Raw genomic sequence first — 18346 nt, forward strand, 5'->3', positions numbered from 1 at the left:
CGCTGTGCAGTCCGAACATCGATCGCTCAACTGCTGCGATTACCGTTGGGACCTATGGACAGCGACCGGAGTGACTCCGCCTTCACCTGGCAGGGCCGGCGCGAACTGGTCAGCCAGATGCACGACCAACTCGATGAGCTCGAGGCGGCGCGCGACCAGATGGAACAACTGGTGTCCGTCATCGTCGAGATCGGCTCCGATCTGGACCTGGACGTGACAGTGCACCGAGTCCTGCGAGCGGCGATGGACCTGACCGGTGCCCGCTACGCCGCCCTGGGCATCCGCGCATCTGACGGCGGCCTCGTTTCTTTCGTGCACGCGGGAATCGACGCCGACACGGCTCGTCGGCTCGACGACCTTGCCATCGGCGATGGTCTGCGCGTCGATGACCTGAGTGCCCACCCACAGACCGCCGGGCTGTCCGCACTCGACCCGCCGATGCGTGCATTCCTCGGAATACCAATCACGGTGCGAGCGGCCAACTTCGGCAACCTATACCTGGCCGACGACCGGCCCGGGGTAGTGTTCACCGACTCCCAGGAGGGTGCCGTACGAGCGATGGCCACGGCGGCGGCCGCCGCCATCGACAACGCGCGACTCTTCGAGCGGGAGCGTGAATCGGCGAAATGGACGAAGGCCAGTCGCGAGATCACGACCGCGCTGCTGTCTGGCGACCCACAGACGGGGCCACTGCAGCTCATCGTCAACCGGGCGCTGGAGTTGGCAGGCGCCGAGCAGGCGATCTTGCTGGTGCCACGTGAGCTCGAATTGCCCGTCGACGACGTCGACACCCTGGTAGTCGCCGCAACGGCGGGCCGGTACTCCTCGGAGGTGATCGGACGGCAGGTCCCGATGGACGGCTCGACCACGGGCGGTGTCGCGCGCCGCGGCCTACCGCTGATCACCGATTCCTTCCAGTACCCGATCGAGGGGTTCACCGATGTCGGTGAACGCCCGGCGATCGTCATCCCGCTGATCGCGGACGGCGCGGTGTTAGGTGTCATCGCCGTCGCGCGCGACCCGCGCCAGCCCCCGTTCGGCGACGACTATCTCGACCTCGTCAGTGACTTCGCCCGGCACGCCGCGATCGCATTGGCGCTGGCGGTGGGCCGCGAACACGCGCTCAACCAGGAACTGGCCCAAGCCGACACCGTCGAGGACGCGGTACACGCCGCCGCAGAAGAACTGCGCCGGCTGTGGCGGGCGCGCCGTGTTCTGGCCGTCACCTTCCCGACCTACACCTCGTCGACGGAGACGACCTTCGGCGCACCGCAAGTGGTATCGGTCGGCGAGCCCACGCAGTGGGCCGACGTGCCGCCCCACACCCAACAGGCGCTCAGCTCATTGCGCGACGGTGACTTCCTGACCACCGCCGCGCCGCAGCCGGGAACGGCCGGCATCGCGCTGCAGCATCCCGAGGGCGTGCTGGTCGTCTGGATTGACTTGGCCGAGCAACGCCCGTTCACGCTGGAGGACCAGACCTTGCTCACCGTGCTGGCCGGCCGGCTCGGCCAGGGTCTGCAGCGGGTGCACCAAGTCGACCAGCAGCGCGAAACCGCCTTGGCCCTCCAGCACGCGATCCTCGGCCCGGCTGATCTGCCCAACGGGTTCGCGGTGCGTTATCAGGCCGCCACCCGGCCCCTGCAGGTGGGCGGCGACTGGTACGACGTCGTCGACCTCGAGGACGGGCGCATCGCGTTGGTCGTCGGCGACTGTGTGGGCCACGGCCTCGCCGCCGCCGCCGTGATGGGCCAGGTGCGCAGTGCCTGTCGTGCGCTCCTGTTCGAAAACCCAAGCCCCGCTGCGGCTCTCGCGGGGTTGGATCGCTTCGCCGCACGACTTCCCGGGGCGCAGTGCACCACCGCCGTCTGCGCGGTGCTCACCCCCGACACCGGCGAACTGGTCTACTCCAGCGCCGGGCACCCGCCGGCCATCCTGGTGCATGGCGACGGCAGCACCCAGATACTCGACGACGGTCACACCATCGCGTTGGGAATACGGGGCGACTGGTCACGCCCGGAAGCCCGGGTGACCATACCGGCGCGTGCGACCCTGATGCTCTACACCGACGGTCTGGTCGAGCGTCGCCGCAGCCCGCTGGATCGGGGCATCTCCCGCGTCGCCGGCATCGCGCAGGACGCCCGAACGTTGGGACTGGAGGATTTGGCGAACCAGGTCATGACCCGTGTCGCGCCGCGCGGCGGGTACCAGGACGACGTCGTGCTGCTGCTGTACCGCCATCCGGCCCCGTTGGAGCTGAATTTTCCCGCCGACGTCAACCAACTCGCGCCTACCCGCAACGCCCTGCGTAATTGGTTGACCCGCGTTCGGGTGGGCCCCGACCAGGCCCTGAACGTGCTGGTTGCCGCCGGGGAGGCCATCGCCAACGCCATCGAGCACGGCCACCGCCACAGACCGGAAGGCCTCATTCGGCTGGGCGCTATCGCGGTGGGCGACGAGGTGCAGTTGACGATCACGGACACCGGATCGTGGAAGGCTCCGCAACCGGCCTCCCATCCTCGCCGCGGCCGGGGCATCCCGCTCATGCGAAGCCTGATGCACGACGTCGACATCCGGCCGGCCACCGACGGAACCACAGTTCACCTTTCCGCGAGGATCACCTGATGAACACGCCGCTCGCGCTCGACACCGCGCGCGGCAGCGACGGGAAACTCGTGCTGGTCGCGGCGGGGGAGATCGACCTGAGCAACATCGAAGCCTTCACCCTCGCCCTGTCCACCGCCGCCACCGGCAGCGACGGCGCACTGCTTGTCGATCTCAGCGCCGTGGAGTACCTGGACAGCGCCGCCATCAACGCCTTGGCCACCCACGCCGACCACATCGAGTTGGTCGCGCACCCGATCCTGATGCCCGTCCTCAAGGTCAGCGGTCTGACCGAGCTGACCGCCATCGTGCCCGCGCCGGCGGCCGGCCAACAGTGACACCCCCGGTCGACGTCGAATCTTCCTGCGGGCCAACATAAGAACTGTCCTCGCTGGCCGATGCGCGCTGCGCCTGTCACGATGGCGTAATGACTGACGACACGCTGAGCTCGGAGCGTGAATTTCAACGAGCACAACATCGACGAGTTCCGGCGCAAGGGCGGCAAGGTCGGCGGGCAGTTCGAGGGCTTCCCGATGCTGCTGCTGACCTCTACGGGGGCGCGCACGGCGCGCGAATTGCCGCGCGACGAAAGGGATTCGGTGTATGCGGTCGTGGTCGAGCGCGCCCCCGGGTTCGGTGCATACTGGCAACGCACCGATCGCCTCATCCCGGTCTTCGAATTGATGACCGACTGAAGACACGAGCTGCCAACAACATTCAAGCTGGCCAATTCGGCACGTCAACGCGTCGATTGCCGCACAATGATGTGCGCGGGTCTGGCCCGATGCGAACGAGCCGTCACCGCCCCGCCCCGCCCTGCCCGAAAGACAAAGTGAGGTCGGCGATGAGACGTTATCTGCGGCGCTACGTGATCGGCGTGTTCGCCCTCATGTTGGTCGTATTGCCGGTGACGACGTTGGGAACGCGGGCCATCGCCCGCGCCGACGGTGAATGCGCCCCGGGCTGGGGATGGAGCGTCGAGTTGAATGAGTGCGTGTTCTTGCTGCCGGCCGCAAATGGGCCAGGGGGACCGGGTGGGCCCGGCGGACCAGGAGGGCCCGGTGGTCCGGGTGGACCCGGAGGCCCCGGGGGACCGGGCGCCCCTGGCCACCCCGGGCGTTAAAAGCCTCACGTAGCTGCGCCAACGCAAGGCCCGGACCTGCGACATAGCCGGAGTTCCGCGCGTGGGAACTTTGCCCGCCCCCCGGTCGTTATACCGGCTAAGTAACCGGTACTCCGAGGGGGACAACAGCCGTATGGCACGCACAGACAACGACACCTGGGATCTCGCGACCAGTGTGGGCGCGACCGCCACGATGGTGGCTGCTGCCCGGGCGATCGCAACCAACGCCGACAACCCGCTGATCGACGACCGATTCGCCGAACCGCTGGTCCGCGCCGTCGGCGTGGACTTTTTCACGCGCTGGGTCACCGGCGACTTGGCTGCCGCCGACGTCGACGACCACGAATCCGGCTGGAAGCTCGAACACATGCCCGCCGCGATGGCCGCCCGGACCCGCTTCTTCGACACCTTCTTCCAGGCCGCGACGCAGGCCGGGATCCGGCAGGCCGTCATCTTGGCGTCCGGTCTGGATGCCCGCGCCTACCGGTTGGCCTGGCCGGCCGAAATGACCGTGTACGAGATCGACCAGCCGCAGGTGATCGAATTCAAGGCGGCCACCCTCGCGGAGCTCGGTGCCGCCCCGCGGGCCGAATTGCGCACGGTCGCCGTCGATCTGCGGAACGACTGGCCAAAAGCCTTGGTGGACGCGGGCTTCGACACGAGCAGGCCCACGGCATGGATCGCGGAGGGACTCTTCGGTTATCTGCCGCCGGAGGCGCAAGATCGCCTGCTGGACAACGTCACCGCACTCAGCGGTGACGGTAGCCGGCTGGCGTGCGAAGCTATTCCGGACATGTCCGAGGTAGACACCGAGAAGGCTCAGGAAACGATGCGCAGGGCCACCGCGAAATGGCGTGAGCATGGCTTCGACCTGGAATTCGGCGATCTCGGCTACCAGGGCGAGCGCAGCGATGTCGCCGTATACCTGGACAATCTGGGCTGGCAGTCGGTCGGAGTCCGGATGAGTCAGCTATTGGCCGACTCCGGCCTCGAGGCGATCCCCCAGACCAATGACTCAGTGTCGGTGGCCGACACCATCTACTACAGTTCGGTGCTGGGCAAGTGACCACACCGCAGCGGCGCGGGCTCAACGACGCCGTCACTCGCATGTGGAGCTTTCTCGCGCCGGCATACGACCTGCCGTTCCTGCAACAGTGGGTGTACCGGCCGCCGCACAACGAGGTGATCGAACAGCTGCGCAATCACGGAGCGCGAAAGATCGCTGATATCGCCTGCGGCACAGGGATTCTCAGCGATCGTATCCAGCGTGAACTCAATCCCGAGGCGATCTATGGCGTCGACATGTCCGACGGCATGCTCAACCAAGCTCGGGCGAGATCGGATCGGGTGCAGTGGTTGCGCGGTCCGGCCGAGCAGCTTCCCTTTGACGACGGTGCGCTCGACGCCGTCGTGACAACTTCGGCGTTTCACTTCTTCGATCAGCCCGCGGCGTTGCGCGAATTCCATCGCGTGCTCGCTCCCGGCGGACTGGTGGCCGTGTCGGCCCTGAGCACGCGGCAACCGCGGCTGCAGTCAGCTGCGGACTCCAGGTGGAAACCGCAACACAACGCGTCGGCCCCCGAAATGCGCACGCTGTTCGAAGACGCTGGCTTCGTGATCAGCGAGCAGTACCGGATTCCGCGGCCAGTCTGGACGCGCCTGGTGTCCGACCTTTTAACCGTCGGCACCAGAAGCTGAACTAGTGTCGAGCGCGAAAAGCGCTCATCAGCAATCGAATAAGCGACGATGCCCGCCTCGCCAATCGGCGAGGCGGGCATCGCGTTCAGCGATTTTTACAGTGGGATCCAGACCCCGAAGAAGTCAAATCCCCACTGGTTGAAACGGGGGTTCCAATACGGCGTTTCCTGGTAGCCCCAGTAGTTGATCGGGCCATAACCCCACTGCGCGCCAGGCGGAGGGAGCGGTCGATCCCACGCCGGCCGTGGCGGCGCACCCGGTCCCCACGGGCCAGGACCCTCGCCCCACGGGGCCCCGTGGAAGTAGCCTCGCTGGTCATCTCCGTGCCAGGGCCCGCCCGGTCCACCCGGTCCACCCGGTCCACCGGGGCCGCCGGGACCACCCGGGCCGCCGGGGTGATCGGGACCAGGCCCGCCGGGACCACCGGGGCCCCCGGGGTGATCGGGACCGGGACCGCCGGGTCCACCCGGGCCACCACCGGGCCCACCCGGCCCACCGGGCCCCCCAGGACCACCAGGCCCGCCGGGATCATTCGGACCGGTGGGAGCGTGGAAGCCCCCGGGTTGCGGTGCGCCATGACCACCCGGACCGGGCGGCGGCCCGCCCGGTGCGGCATTGGCAAACCCGGCGCCCATTCCCAAGGCCGCAGCGCCTAGCGCGCCGGCGATGGTCACCCCTCCGACAAGCTGCTTCAACTTCATGATGCTTCACCTATCCACTAGGGACTTCTACTAGGGATGTGTTCGGAACCTCCCCCTGACACAACCCAGACGCTAGATAGCTTTCCTATGGACTGGCTGTGTCTGGCCCATGCAAAGCTTGGGCCGCAGCCCGTGAAGTCTGGTTTGGCAAGGCTAGGTTGGCTAGTCGGCCCGGGTTTTCCTCTATATCGTTGCCGCCGTGTCGAGTACGTCACATCCGGCCGAACCCCATGTCGGTTCGGTGTCGTCGAAGTTGAATTGGCTGCGCGCGGGCGTGCTGGGCGCCAACGACGGGATCGTCTCCACCGCAGGCATCGTCGTGGGAGTCGCGGCGGCGACGACCCTGCGAGCCCCGATCTTGACCGCCGGGAGCGCCGGACTGGTCGCCGGAGCGGTATCGATGGCACTGGGCGAATACGTATCGGTCAGCACCCAGCGCGACACCGAGAAGGCGCTGCTGCGCCAGGAGCGTCGCGAATTGCGCGACGATCCCGCTGCCGAACTGGACGAGCTCGCCACACTCTATGAAGCGAAGGGCCTGACACCGGCGACCGCACGCACCGTGGCGGAGGAACTCACGGATCAGAACCCGTTGCTGGCCCACGCCGAGGTCGAACTCGGCATCAATCCCGAGGAGCTCACGAATCCGTGGCAGGCGGCATCGTCGTCGGCGCTGTCGTTTGCGATCGGTGCCCTGTTGCCGTTGATCGCCATCATGGCCCCGCCGACGACGTGGAGAATCCCCGTCACGGTGGCGACGGTGCTCGTGGCGCTGGTGATCACCGGGGCGGTCTCGGCCGGTTTGGGCGGGGCCCCAAAGCTTCGCGCCGTGCTCCGCAACGCCATCGGGGGCAGCCTCGCGTTGACCGTCACCTACGTGATCGGTCACCTGGTGGGCACCGCCATCGGCTGACCCGCGCGGCGGGTATGCGGCGACTGGAAGCGCAACTGTAACATTCACGGTTGCGGGTCTCAGCAGAGGCTTGCGATCCCCTCACGCGAAGGGTCATGCAGTGGCCGAACCCAATATCGTGCCGGATGAAGCTCCATGGGCGGAAGCGGTTCCGTACTTTGTGCGCGACGAAAAGCACTTCGTGCCAACCAAAGTCGCGCGCGGCGGATGGGGTCCATCGCTCAGCGGCCACGTTGTCGGCGGGCTCTTGGCGTGGGCGGTCGAGCGGGCCGCACCCGACGCGCACCTGCAACCGGCGCGGTTGACGGTCGACCTGCCCCGGCCGACGGCGTTGAAACCACTCGAGGTGCACACCGAGGTGCGTCAGGACCGACGGCGATTGCGGCTGGTCGAGGCCGTCATCACCCAGGAGGGCGCCCCCGTGGCACAGGCCAGCGCACTGTTTGTGCGGCGCGGCCCGCAGCCCGAGGGACACGTCTGGTCACTGCCAGTGCAGATGCCGCCGGTGCCGCTGGGCGAGGCTGCCCCGACGCTTTTCATGCGCACCTACGGCTGGGGCTCGGAGCTGCAGAACCCGGACCCGGACTGGTCCCAGACCGGCGGTCCGAAATACACCTGGTTGCACGAGGATCGCTCGTTGATCGACGACGAACCGCTGACCGCCTTCACCCGCGCGGCGATGGCCGGCGACATCACGGCCTCGATCGCCAACTGGGGCACCAACTCTCTCGAGTTCATCAATGTCGACTACACCCTCACGCTGACCCGGTTGCCCGAGGGCACGCACATCGGGCTTGCCTCCCTCACCCATCACAGCCACGACGGGGTGGCGAGCGGCTCGGCGGTCCTGGTCGACGAGAAGGGCCCGATCGGCACCGGTGTGTCGGTCGCCGTCGCGCAGTCGGGATTTCGACCGCGCTCCGCGGACCCGTCGGCGGGCTGACGTTGGCAGGGGGTGACGTGGCCACGTTTTGGGCGTTGATTGCCGAAGCGGCGCAGCGGGGATCGACCATGCCGCTGCTGGCCGACGAGCATGGTCGCAGCCTGACCGCGCGCCAGCTCCACGACGCCGCGTGCGCCACCGCCGCCGCCCTCGCCGAACGCGGAGTCCGCGCGGGAACCGTGGTGTCCTGGCAGCTGCCCACCACGCTGGAAACCATGGTGGTGATGGCCTCGCTGGCCCGGCTCGGCGCGGTGCAAAACCCGATCATCCCGCTGCTGCGGGAAAGTGAGCTCGGCTTCATCACCGGTCAGTTGAACACTGAATACTTTGTGGTGCCAGAGGTTTGGCGCGGCTTCGATCACGGTGGGCTTGCCCGTGAGTTGGCGCGGGACAAGGGTTTCGAGGTCATCACCCTCGACCTGGCAACGCCGCCGGCCGGGGAGCTGCGGCTGCCCCGCGCCGAACCCGGTTCCCTGCCCGCGCCCCCAAGATCGGCTGACGACGCCCGCTGGGTCTACTACTCCTCCGGGACCACCGCGGCCCCCAAAGGGATCCGCCACACGGACAGCTCGGTCATCGCCGGCTCGGCGGGAGTGGTGGGCATGGTGGGCGCCACGAGCACCGACGTGGACCCCATCGCCTTCCCGATCGCGCATATCGGCGGGGCGGCGATGCTGGCCACCGCGTTGCTGACCGGCATGCGGCTGGCCCTGTTCGAGACCTTCGATCCGGCGACGACGCCGCTGGCCATCGCCGCCCACCAGCCGACGTTCCTGGGCACCGCGACCCCGTTCTTCGTGGCATTCCTCGAAGCCCAACGCGCCCACGGTGATCGGCGCTTGTTCTCGTCGGTGCGGGGCTGCCTGGCCGGAGGCGCACCCATCACCGCCGAATTGGGACGTCAGGTCCGCGAAAACCTCGGTGTCGCCGGGATCGCCAACGCGTGGGGGATGACCGAGTTCCCGTGTGCCACTTCGCCTTCACTGACCGCCGCGCCGGAGGTGCTCGACCATACCGTCGGCCCGCCGGTGCCCGGGGTCAAGGTCCGCGTGGTCGACCGCCGCGAGGTCGAACTGGCCGCCGGACAGGAAGGGGAGCTGCGCCTCAAGGGGCCCCAATGTTTCCTCGGCTACGCCGATCCGACGCTGGACGCCGACGCGTTCGACGACGACGGCTGGCTGCGCACAGGCGATCTCGGTCTGATCGACGCGGACGGCAATGTCCGCGTCACGGGCCGCACCAAAGACGCGATCATCCGCAACGCGGAGAACATCTCCGCCCTCGAGATCGAAAACGCGCTCGCCACCCATCCCGCCGTCGCCGACGTCGCGGTCATCGGGATCCCCGACCCGCGCACCGGCGAACGCGTCTGCGCCGTCGTGGTACCCGCCACAGCCGATGGTGTGTCGCTGGAATCCCTTGTGCAACACTGCCAATCGCGGGGGCTGAGCCGCTACAAGCACCCCGAACATCTCGTGGTCGTCGATACGCTCCCGCGCAATCAATTCGGCAAGGTGATCAAAAGGGACCTGCGCGATGCCTTTGGCTGAAGCAGGCTCAACCGGGGGATCTCTGCTCGCGCGGACGTAACGCCACGGCGAGATGCGGGTGAAGTTTTCGCCGTGGCGTTACGCCCGCGGCGCCATTCCTCGATGACAACGGGTTATAGCCCCTTGGGCGCGTCGCGAACCGCCTGCACCGCCGCGGCGTCGCCGTCGAAGTCGACCTGTGCGGCGCGCCCGACGGAGAACAGCAACAGCTCCTCGGGCGCACCGGTGACCGTGACCGCAGGGCCCTGGCCGGCGGTGAGCAGCGTCTTGCCCTCCGGGGTGCGCAACGCCACCCGGCCGGGCACCTTCGCCAGGGTCAGCCGGGCCATCAGCGGCAGAGTGCGGCGCAGCATCGTGCTCAGCGCGGGTTCCAGTGCGCGCGGCTGCCAGCCCGCTTGCGCGCGGCGCACATCCTCGTGGTGGATGAACATCTCGGCGACATTGGCCACCGGGTCGAGCAGCTTGAGCGGTGAGTACACGGGTGGGCCGGCGGCGACCTTGCCGACGAGCTCGTCCCACTCGTTTCGCTCGCTCACCTGGTTTTGCACCTTGGCGGTGTGCGAGGCGAAGAACGGGATCAGGATGCCCGGGGCGGCATCGGGGCGGTACTCCCGGATCATCAGGTGGGCGGCCAGGTCCCGCGTCGTCCAGCCTTCGCACAGGGTGGGCGCGTCCGGTCCGACGCCGCGCATGGTTTCGACGAGGGCGGCGCGTTCGCGCTGAGCAACAGACATGCGTTCAGCGTAGAGCCGGTCGGCCGCGAAGAGGATGGGTCCACCGAACACCACCGGCCGGCGGCTCGGTAAATTTGAAACGTCATGTTGTCGAAGGGAATGCCATGAACGCGCAAGTCGAGCAGTTGGAGTTTCAAGCAGAGGCTCGGCAACTGCTGGATCTGATGGTTCACTCCGTCTACTCCAACAAGGACTCGTTCCTGCGGGAGCTGATCTCCAACGCCTCCGACGCGCTGGACAAGCTGCGGCTCGAAGCGTTCCGCAACAAGGACCTCGACGTCGATACCTCCGACCTGCACATCGAGATCGACGTCGACCACCAGGCGCGCACCCTGACCGTCCGCGACAACGGTATCGGCATGACCCGCGCCGAGGTGGTCGACCTGATCGGCACACTGGCCAAGTCGGGCACCGCCGAGCTGCGCCAGCAACTCCGCGAGGCTAAGAACGCCAAGAACGAGGCCGCCTCGGAGGAACTCATCGGCCAGTTCGGGATCGGTTTCTATTCGAGCTTCATGGTGGCCGACAAGGTCGAGCTGCTGACCCGCAAGGCCGGCGAGAGCGACGCCACCAAATGGGAATCCAGCGGCGAGGGCACGTACACGATCGAATCGGTCGACGATGCGCCGCAGGGGACGTCGGTCATCCTGCACCTCAAGCCCGAAGACGCCGAGGACGAGCTGCACGACTACACCTCGGAGTTCAAGCTCCGGGGCCTGGTCAAGAAGTACTCCGACTTCATCGCCTGGCCCATCCGAATGGAGGTCGAGCGCCGGATCCAGGTCCCTGTCGAGGAAGGCTCCGAGGAGACCCGCGAAGAGGTCGTCATCGACACCGAGACCCTCAACTCGATGAAGGCCCTGTGGGCCAGGCCCAAAGACGAGGTCTCCGAGGAGGAGTACAAGGAGTTCTACAAGCACATCGCGCACGCCTGGGACGACCCGCTCGAGGTCATCGCGATGAAGGCCGAGGGCACCTTCGAATACCAGGCGCTGCTGTTCATTCCGTCGCACGCGCCGTTCGATCTGTTCAACCGCGACGGCCAGACCGGCATCCAGCTGTACGTCAAGCGCGTGTTCATCATGGGCGACTGCGACGAGCTCATGCCCGAATACCTGCGCTTCGTCAAGGGCGTGGTTGACGCACAGGACATGTCGCTCAACGTCTCGCGCGAGATCCTGCAACAGGATCGGCAGATCAAGGCCATCCGTCGCCGGCTGACCAAGAAGGTCCTGTCCACGATCAAGGATCTGCAGTCCGAGCGGCCGGACGATTATCGGACCTTCTGGACCCAATTCGGCCGGGTCGTGAAGGAGGGCCTGTTGTCGGACTTCGACAACCAGGACACGTTGCTGCAGATCTCCGCGTTCGCCTCGACGCACAGCGAGGAGGAAGCCACCACGCTCGCCCAGTACGTGGAGCGCATGAAGGACGGTCAGACGCAGATCTTCTACGCCACGGGGGAGACACGTCAGCAGATCCTGAAGTCGCCGCACCTCGAGGCGTTCAAAGCCAAGGGGTATGAGGTGCTGCTGCTCACCGACCCGGTCGACGAGGTCTGGGTGGGAACGGTGACCGAATTCGACGGCAAGCCGCTGCAGTCGATCGCCAAGGGCGAGGTGGACCTCAGCGCCGAGGGCGACGAGAGCGAGGCCGAGCGCGAAGAGCAGCAGAAGGAATTCGCCGACCTGCTCACCTGGCTGAAGGACACCTTGGCCGACCACGTCAAGGAGGTTCGGCTGTCCACCCGCCTGACCGACTCGCCCGCCTGCCTGATCACCGACGCCTTCGGGATCACGCCCGCGCTCGCACGCCTCTACCGCGCCTCGGGGCAGGACGTCCCGGTGGGGAAGCGGATCCTCGAACTCAATCCGAGCCACCCGCTCGTCACCGGCTTGCGCCAGGCGCACCAGGACCGCAGCGACGACCCGTCAATCGCCGAGACCGCCGAGTTGCTCTACGGCACAGCGCTTCTCGCCGAAGGCGGCGCGCTCGACGATCCGGCACGGTTTGCCGAGCTGCTGGCCGGCCGGTTGGCCCGCACGGTGTAGACCGGCTTTCGCCGGCGTATCGGCGATTTCTGGGGATTGAAAAGCCGCCGGCAGGGATAATTAGGTCCCATGGCTGAGTTCCGCGTCCTCGACCCCCATGGGCGGGTCGTTGCGACGAAGAACTTCGCCAACGCGGAGGCCGCCCACGCTTGGTTCGTCCACTCAGTCGGCGGCAACACCGAGTTGGGCTGGCGCATGGAGGTCAACGACGACGGGCAGTGGGCCTTCTTCGATGACACCGAAGGCTTTACCGCCCCGGTGAGCCGCCGCCCGATGAAGCGCTGACACGGCGATCGGCGCGCGGGGCCCGCATCATGCTTTAACGCTCGACGTACGCTCCCACCATGCATGTCGACGCGATGACGACTCCCCAGCCGCTCGGCCACATCGGCGAACTCGCCCGACGAACCCAATCCGCCGGGTTCTCCGGTCTGTTGTTCACCGAGACGGGACGCACCGCCTACCTGAACGCGGCCGTCGCGTCGCAGGCCGCTCCCGATCTCGAACTGTCCACGGGCGTCGCGGTGGCCTTCCCGCGCAGCCCCTTCGTCACCGCCGCCGCGGCATGGGAACTGCAGGAAGCAACCAACGGGAAGTTCCGGTTGGGGCTGGGAACCCAGGTGCGCACCCATGTGGTGCGGCGCTACGGCACGGCCTTCGAGCGGCCCGGGCCCCGGCTGCGCGATTACCTGCTGGCCGTGAAGGCATGTTTCGCGGCGTTTCGCTCGGGGACGCTCGACCACCACGGTGACTTCTACGATCTCGACTTCATCACCCCGCAGTGGAGCCCCGGGCCCATCGACGCTCCCGACCCGAAAGTCGATATCGCGGCGGTGAATCCGTGGATGCTGCGGATGGCGGGCGAAGTGGCCGACGGGGTGCACGTCCATCCGATCGGCGAACCGGGCTACCTGGCCCGTCACGTCCTGCCGACGGTCGCCGAAGGGGCGGCGAAGGCCGGTCGTTCGGCGTCGGACCTCGCGATCGTCGTGCCTGTTATGACGATCGTCGGCGACAGCGACGAGGAACGCGACAAGCAGCGCGAAGTCGTGCGCGCCAGCATGGCCTTCTACGGCAGCACGCCCAACTACGCGTTCATCTGGGACGAGGCCGGTTTCGAGGGCACCACCGCTCGGATTCGGGAGAAGCAGAAGGCGGGAGACTTCGCCGGCATGGCAGCCCAGGTCAGCGACGACCACATCGCCGTCTTCGCCACCGAGTCAAGCTGGGACGGGTTAGCCGACGCGTTGACCGACAAATACGCCGGGACGGCAACGCGTTTGGTGATGTACAACTCCATCGCCGACCAGGACCGCTTCGAACGGTACGGCGAGGTGGCTCGCCGGATACAGCGCCGCCAATAGGTCTGCGGCACAGGGCTATTGGGGGAGCGGAGGCTATTGCTTGTCGACCTTTCCGGCGATCTGATTGGTGACCTTTACGCCGAGGTCCCCGACGTCCCTGCGGCATGCGTCGACATCGATGACGACGTTTCTGCGGGCGGTCAGGGCCCGCTGACACGGCACCGTCACGTTCGTGCCGTTTCCGTTGATGGTCAGGGTCACCTGTGCGCTCAGCACCGCGTTGGCGGTGGACACCGGTCCCACCTTCCACTGAAGTTCGGGGTGGGTGCCGTCGGGGGGGACGGTGCCCTGGCGGTTGGCGCAGGCGGGCCAGCGCTGGGTTGAGGTGGTGAGGAAGGCGCTCGCCTGTTCGGGGGAGGGAAACAACACCACAAACTGGTAGATGTCCGGGCTTTCCAGTTGATTGGCGCCGGTAGGAGTCGGTGCCAGGTCGTGGTAGCCGTACACCGCGGTGCTCCCGCTGTCGGCATATTCGGAGGCCAGCCCGGCGTGAAGCGTGTATTTGCATTCCGGCGGAAAGGTGTAATCGGTGCGGTGCACCGCGTCTTCGCCGAGGTTGGTGAACGGTGGATCGCTCGTCGTTCCCCTGACACCCAGCATGCTGTCGATGTCGTCGGGGCTGAGCATCAGATCGGGCAGCGCGGACTTCTCGAGGGGCCCCTTCGGCGAGGCGGCGTTCGTGGTGGTCGACGGCGACGAGGCGGTGTCGCTTCCGCTGCTGTCACCACAACCGGCGACGAGTATTCCGGCAGCCGCAATGACGACGGCGGCAGTTAGCTGGCGCATGGTGGGTGCCCTTCCTGCTTAAGCCGACTCCTCAGAGGTCATTTGCGGGAGCATACGACAGCAGCGGACCGTCGCGAGCCGGTTCGGAGCGAAGCGATATCTTCGCGGTGTGTCCGCAGTGAACTTCGTTTCGGTCGCACCGATCGTGCCCGTGCTAGATCTCGAAATCGCCCTGGACCGTTATCGTCTGCTCGGGTTCGATGCACGCGCATACGACGGCCCGGATCGCTACGGCTTCGTCGACCGCGGGCCGGTGTCGCTTCATCTCACCGAGTGGGCCGAGCACGACCCGTTGCGCACCGCCGCCAGCGTGTACTTCTACGTCAGCGACGCCGATGCCCTCCATGCGGAGTGGGCCGCGCTGGAGAATCTCGAGGGACGGTTGATCGCGCCGCAGGACACTCCATACGGTCTGCGTGAATTCGCCTATGTCGACCCCGACGGCACCGCGCACCGGGTTGGCTCACGCCTGACCTAATCAGGCCCTTTCCGTTGATAGACTGGGCTTTTCGTCAACCGTCGGGCCGTACGCGGCCTGGCTGTGGGCGAGCGCCACCGTCGCCGCCGCCATCACGGCGATCGATGCCCAAGGCCACCAGGCCGGCGTCGTTGGTCTGCAGCGTCTCACCCAGCACGGTGACACCGAGCAGCGATCCGACGACGGGCTCGGCGACGGTCACCGCCGGAAGCGACGCGGTGAGCGGTTGCGCGACAGCGGCTTACGACACATCGGTCACAGACGCAACACGCGTCTCTCCGTCGGAGGACATACGAATTGCCCACCTCTCAGCGACAATCCCGGACGCGACCCCCCCGGCGCCGACCCACCGCCGGCAGTTGTCGCTCAGAGGCGGGCATTTGCGATCATCCGAGCCGGGCCGAGCCGAGCCGAGCCGGGCCGAGCCGGGCCGAGCCGGGCCGAGCCGCGACGCGCGCGTCAGCTGTCGCGCCGGATCTTGAGCGCCGTGGTGATCATGGGAATCTGCAGCGGCAGCCGGGCCAGGGCGACGATCCGCATCGGCCACGGCTTGCCCCACCACAACCGGCACATGTTGACGTTGCCCGGGAAGACCCCGACGAACAGCGCGACGGCGGCCAGCGCGGCGGTTCGCCGGGTGCGTTGCGGCACCAGCAGCGCCCCGATCGCCAACTCGGCCACTCCCGATCCGTAGGTGTAGAGCCGCGGGCTCCCGGGCAGTTCGACGGGAATGATCGAGTCGAACGGTTTTGGCGCTACGAAGTGCAGCGTGCCGATGCCGAGCAGCATCGCCGCCACGCGGTAGGCGAGTTGCGGGGAGGCGTCACGGCCGGCGAGGGGTCTGGTTGTCATGAAGACATTGTGCCCATTGCGGCCTTTGCTCATACGCGGTCGGCGTCGGTGAAGCGGATGATGCCGCGGACGTTTCGCCCCTCGAGCATGTCGCGGTAGCCGTCGTTGATCTGCTCGAGGCTGTACTCGCGCGTGACCATGTCGTCGAGGTTGAGCTGCCCCAACTTGTACAGCTCGAGAATCGCCGGAATATCGTGCTGGGGATTGCCGCCACCAAAAATGCTGCCCTGCAAGCTCTTCTGCAGCAGCGAGAGTCCCGCGAGGTTGAGGGTGACCTCGTTGGCCATCACGCTGGCCATGCCGGTGAGGCAGCAGACCCCGCCCTTGGCCGTCAGCCCCATCCACGACTCGACGTCTTTGCCTTCCACGTGGCCCACGGTGACGATCACCTTGTGGCACATCATGCCTCGCGTCGCCTCGGCGATGCCTGCCGCAGCGCTGCCCACGTCCGCGAAAGCCGCTGTGGCGCCGAACTTGAGCGCCTGCTCGCGCTTCCATTCGAACGGATCGACCGCGAATATCCGGCGGGCCCCGGCGATGCCGGCGCCCTGCAGCGCGGCGACACCGACGCCGCCGATGCCGATGACCGCGACGTCCTCACCCGGCGCGACCGCCGCGCTGCGTACCGCCGAGCCGTAGCCGGTGGTCACCCCGCAGCCCACCAGGCAGGCCACATCGAACGGGATCGCAGGGTCGATCTTGACCACCGAGGTCTGGTGCACCACCACATACGGTGCGAACGTCCCCAGCAGTGACATCGGGATGACGTCCCGGCCCCCCGCGGTGACCCGAAACGATCCGTCGGAGACCGATTGACCCGACAGCAACCCCATGCCCAAATCGCACAAGTTGCGCAAACCGACCTGGCACGGCGTGCACTTGCCGCAGGACGGGATGAACGACATCACCACGTGGTCGCCGACGGCCAGGTGCTCGACGCCGTCCCCGATCTCGGTGATGATGCCGGCGCCCTCGTGCCCGCCGAGCACCGGGAAGCTGGGGATGGGGAAGTCACCGGTCAGCAGGTGGTGGTCGGAGTGACACAAACCGGCCGTCTCCAGCTGAACCGTCACTTCGCCACGGCGGGGATCGCCGATCTCGATCTCGTCGATCACCCACGGTTCGTTGAGGTCCCAGACCAAAGCGCCTCTGGTTTTCATCGGGGTAGGCCTCCTGCTGCTGACCGCATGTACTAACCGCTTAATTGTTAGCGCGGTCACAGACCGGCCCCCACCGAACTTAGACCAATACTATTGTCTATACAGTAGTTGAAACGATTCGCCGCGACTGACCGCCGCCAGACCCTTTGAGGTTGAGAACATGGGTACACCCGTAATCGTCGGAGCCGTTCGAACGGCGATCGGCCGTTCCTTCAAGGGAACGCTTGTCAACACACCGCCCGAGACGCTGATCACCGCGGTGCTTCCCGAGGTGGTGCGCAGGTCCGGAGTCGACCCGGCCGCCATCGACGACATCATCTTCGCCGAATCTCATTACGGCGGTGGTGATCTCGCGCGATACGCGGCCACCGCGACGGGCCTCGAGCACGTTCCCGGCCAGTCGGTCAACCGGCACTGCGCGGGCAGCCTCACCGCGATCGGCAATGCCGCGGCGCAGATCGGCTCCGGCATGGAGCGGGTGCTGATCGCCGGCGGTGTGCAGTCGCTGTCGATGACGCCGCTGACCAATTGGCGGATCCCCGGGCCCGAGCTGAAGTTCGAGGAGCGGTGGATGCCGCCGACGCATGTCGAGACGCCCGACGCCCCCGCCAAGGACATGTCGATCACGGTCGGCTGGAACACCGCCCAGACGGTCGGTATCACGCGCGAGGAGATGGACGCCTGGGCGGCCCGGTCGCACCAGCGCGCCGTCGCGGCGCAGGATGCGGGCAAGTTCGTCGACGAGATCCTGCCGCTGAAGATCTCCCAGGTGGATGGTTCGGTGACCGAGTTCGCCGTCGACGAGCACCCCCGCCGCGACACCACCATAGAAAAGCTGGCCGGCCTCAAGGTGTTGCACCCCGAGATCGAGGGCTTCTCGATCACGGCGGGCAACAGCAGCGGCACCAACGACGCCGCCGCCGCGGTCGCGCTGGTCGATCGCGAGTACGCCGACGCCGAAAAGCTCAACGTGATGGGCACCGTCAGGGCGTGGGCCGCCGCGGGCGTACCGGCACGCGACTGCGGCCTGGGAGCCGTCAAGGTCATCGGAAAGGTGCTGCAGCGCGCCGGGTTGTCGCCCAGCGATGTCGCCCTGTGGGAGATCAACGAGGCGTTCGCCTCCGTGCCGATCGCGGCGTGCCGGGAATATGGCCTCGACGAGGAGAAGGTGAACTTCTCCGGCAGCGGCTGCAGCCTCGGCCACCCCATCGCGGCTTCCGGCGCGCGGATGGTGACCACGCTGGCCTACGAGTTGGCCCGCCGCGGCGGTGGGATCGGTGTCGCGGCGATGTGCGCCGGCGGCGGCCAGGGCGGCGCCGTCGTCATCGAGGTCTAGCGGCGATCGCGAGAAGCTGGGCGAAGCGGGTCCCCGCCATCAGGTCTAGCCGG

Annotated in this window: 18 protein-coding genes and 1 pseudogene; 13 read left to right on the plus strand and 6 right to left on the minus strand. The window is 67.2% G+C overall.

Translation table 11 applies throughout. The features are described 5' to 3' along the window. Positions 1 to 54 precede the first annotated feature (54 nt). From A5775_RS03415 to A5775_RS03435, 5 genes are all read left to right on the plus strand, one after another. The gene (locus A5775_RS03415) at positions 55 to 2625 is read left to right on the plus strand and encodes a SpoIIE family protein phosphatase (protein WP_067247490.1); all 2571 of its coding nucleotides are present in this window, start codon (positions 55 to 57) and stop codon (positions 2623 to 2625) included. Further along, positions 2625 to 2942 carry an STAS domain-containing protein gene (locus tag A5775_RS03420; protein ID WP_067247493.1) on the plus strand — a complete coding sequence of 106 codons (318 nt, stop codon included), beginning with the start codon at positions 2625 to 2627 and terminating at the stop codon, positions 2940 to 2942. The genes A5775_RS03415 and A5775_RS03420 overlap by 1 nt, the downstream gene beginning before the upstream one ends. Positions 2943 to 3059: 117 nt before the next feature. Next, on the plus strand, positions 3060 to 3299 hold the full coding sequence (locus tag A5775_RS03425; protein ID WP_067247499.1) for a nitroreductase/quinone reductase family protein: 240 nt from the start codon (positions 3060 to 3062) through the stop codon (positions 3297 to 3299). 561 nt (positions 3300 to 3860) lie between these two features. Further along, positions 3861 to 4793 (plus strand): class I SAM-dependent methyltransferase, encoded by a 933-nt coding sequence (locus A5775_RS03430; RefSeq protein WP_067247502.1) that lies wholly within the window; start codon positions 3861 to 3863, stop codon positions 4791 to 4793. Then, positions 4790 to 5425, plus strand: a complete 636-nt coding sequence (locus A5775_RS03435; RefSeq protein WP_067247504.1) for a class I SAM-dependent methyltransferase — start codon at positions 4790 to 4792, stop codon at positions 5423 to 5425. The genes A5775_RS03430 and A5775_RS03435 overlap by 4 nt, the downstream gene beginning before the upstream one ends. A 95-nt stretch (positions 5426 to 5520) precedes the next feature. On the opposite strand, the gene A5775_RS25815 is transcribed toward A5775_RS03435, so the two are convergent. After that, positions 5521 to 6126, minus strand: coding sequence for a chitin-binding protein (locus A5775_RS25815; RefSeq protein ID WP_082952864.1), 606 nt, complete (start codon positions 6124 to 6126; stop codon positions 5521 to 5523). Between the two features lie 199 nt (positions 6127 to 6325). On the opposite strand from A5775_RS25815, the gene A5775_RS03440 reads away from it, so the two are divergent. From A5775_RS03440 to A5775_RS03450, 3 genes are all read left to right on the plus strand, one after another. Then, positions 6326 to 7039, plus strand: coding sequence for a VIT family protein (locus A5775_RS03440; RefSeq protein WP_067247506.1), 714 nt, complete (start codon positions 6326 to 6328; stop codon positions 7037 to 7039). Positions 7040 to 7139: 100 nt separating this feature from the next. Further along, complete coding sequence (locus tag A5775_RS03445) at positions 7140 to 7982, plus strand: thioesterase family protein (protein ID WP_067247510.1); 843 nt, start codon at positions 7140 to 7142, stop codon at positions 7980 to 7982. Positions 7983 to 7999: 17 nt separating this feature from the next. Further along, the gene (locus tag A5775_RS03450) at positions 8000 to 9532 is read left to right on the plus strand and encodes a class I adenylate-forming enzyme family protein (protein WP_255362099.1); all 1533 of its coding nucleotides are present in this window, start codon (positions 8000 to 8002) and stop codon (positions 9530 to 9532) included. A 113-nt stretch (positions 9533 to 9645) separates the two neighbouring features. On the opposite strand, the gene A5775_RS03455 is transcribed toward A5775_RS03450, so the two are convergent. Then, entirely contained in the window at positions 9646 to 10266 is a 621-nt protein-coding gene (locus A5775_RS03455; RefSeq protein WP_067247668.1) for a TIGR03085 family metal-binding protein, read from the minus strand. A gap of 104 nt (positions 10267 to 10370) precedes the next feature. Here A5775_RS03455 and htpG point away from each other — a divergent pair, with 104 nt between their 5' ends. From htpG to A5775_RS03470, 3 genes are all read left to right on the plus strand, one after another. After that, a complete protein-coding gene (gene htpG / locus A5775_RS03460; RefSeq protein WP_067247517.1) occupies positions 10371 to 12317 on the plus strand; it encodes a molecular chaperone HtpG in 1947 nt (648 codons plus the stop codon). 69 nt (positions 12318 to 12386) lie between these two features. Further along, positions 12387 to 12602 carry a hypothetical protein gene (locus A5775_RS03465; RefSeq protein ID WP_067247520.1) on the plus strand — a complete coding sequence of 72 codons (216 nt, stop codon included), beginning with the start codon at positions 12387 to 12389 and terminating at the stop codon, positions 12600 to 12602. A 59-nt stretch (positions 12603 to 12661) separates the two neighbouring features. Then, on the plus strand, positions 12662 to 13681 hold the full coding sequence (locus A5775_RS03470) for a TIGR03617 family F420-dependent LLM class oxidoreductase (protein ID WP_067247523.1): 1020 nt from the start codon (positions 12662 to 12664) through the stop codon (positions 13679 to 13681). 33 nt (positions 13682 to 13714) lie between these two features. Here A5775_RS03470 and A5775_RS03475 read toward each other — a convergent pair whose 3' ends face one another. Beyond that, complete coding sequence (locus A5775_RS03475; RefSeq protein WP_067247526.1) at positions 13715 to 14467, minus strand: sensor domain-containing protein; 753 nt, start codon at positions 14465 to 14467, stop codon at positions 13715 to 13717. A 118-nt stretch (positions 14468 to 14585) separates the two neighbouring features. On the opposite strand from A5775_RS03475, the gene A5775_RS03480 reads away from it, so the two are divergent. Next, complete coding sequence (locus A5775_RS03480) at positions 14586 to 14945, plus strand: VOC family protein (RefSeq protein WP_082952865.1); 360 nt, start codon at positions 14586 to 14588, stop codon at positions 14943 to 14945. Here A5775_RS03480 and A5775_RS24580 read toward each other — a convergent pair. The 3 genes and pseudogenes from A5775_RS24580 to A5775_RS03490 form a co-directional block, all read right to left on the minus strand. Further along, positions 14946 to 15177, minus strand: a pseudogene (locus A5775_RS24580) (DMT family transporter); the annotation flags it as partial. A 227-nt stretch (positions 15178 to 15404) separates the two neighbouring features. Next, the gene (locus tag A5775_RS03485; RefSeq protein ID WP_067247672.1) at positions 15405 to 15797 is read right to left on the minus strand and encodes a hypothetical protein; all 393 of its coding nucleotides are present in this window, start codon (positions 15795 to 15797) and stop codon (positions 15405 to 15407) included. Between the two features lie 29 nt (positions 15798 to 15826). Then, the gene (locus tag A5775_RS03490) at positions 15827 to 16957 is read right to left on the minus strand and encodes an NDMA-dependent alcohol dehydrogenase (protein ID WP_067247533.1); all 1131 of its coding nucleotides are present in this window, start codon (positions 16955 to 16957) and stop codon (positions 15827 to 15829) included. A 160-nt stretch (positions 16958 to 17117) separates the two neighbouring features. Between A5775_RS03490 and A5775_RS03495 the strand changes: the two genes are divergently transcribed. Beyond that, positions 17118 to 18293, plus strand: a complete 1176-nt coding sequence (locus A5775_RS03495; RefSeq protein ID WP_067247537.1) for a thiolase family protein — start codon at positions 17118 to 17120, stop codon at positions 18291 to 18293. The last annotated feature ends 53 nt before the right edge of the window (positions 18294 to 18346 follow it).

Origin of the sequence: Mycobacterium sp. 852002-10029_SCH5224772, from assembly GCF_001667315.1 — a bacterium.
In the GTDB taxonomy this organism is placed as follows: domain Bacteria; phylum Actinomycetota; class Actinomycetes; order Mycobacteriales; family Mycobacteriaceae; genus Mycobacterium.